General features: G+C 63.1%; 1 protein-coding gene. It reads right to left on the bottom strand.

The window, feature by feature from the left end; genetic code table 11:
- The coding region (locus D7V77_RS42625) for a hypothetical protein (RefSeq protein ID WP_199734016.1) at positions 1-442 on the bottom strand (442 nt) is incomplete at both ends.

Raw genomic sequence — 442 nt, 5'->3', positions numbered from 1 at the left:
ATCGGCATCGGCATATTTCAGTGCCGACTCCAGGTTCGACTGCGCCTTGCCCCAGAGCTGCTCCTTGAAGCACAGCATGCCAAGCGTGTAGAACAGTTCGGCATCCACCGGATGCTGGGCGAGCCATTTCTCTGCTTGCTGGATCAGCGGCAGCGCCTTGCCCGGCACTGCGCAATCGGCATAGCGGCGGATCAGGCGGCCATCCCAATGGGTCTTCAGGCCCTCTTCGACGATGCGCTTGGCATCATCGGTGCGACCGAGTTGCGCGAAGTACAGCGCCGCCTGCGAAGCGATGCGCGGCGAACGGCGTTCTTCCGTGGTCAACTCGCGCCAGAAGCCGTTCAGGGCATCGGCATCGTGGCGGCGCTCGGCCAGCAGCGTTTCACAGGCCATCTGCTTGAGTCGTGCGGCCAGCACGGAATGGATGGCGTTGCGCTTTTCC

Origin of the sequence: Corallococcus sp. CA041A (genome assembly GCF_003612075.1) — a bacterium.
Lineage (GTDB): Bacteria > Myxococcota > Myxococcia > Myxococcales > Myxococcaceae > Corallococcus > Corallococcus exiguus.
This window is presented reverse-complemented; position numbering and strand designations above follow the sequence as displayed.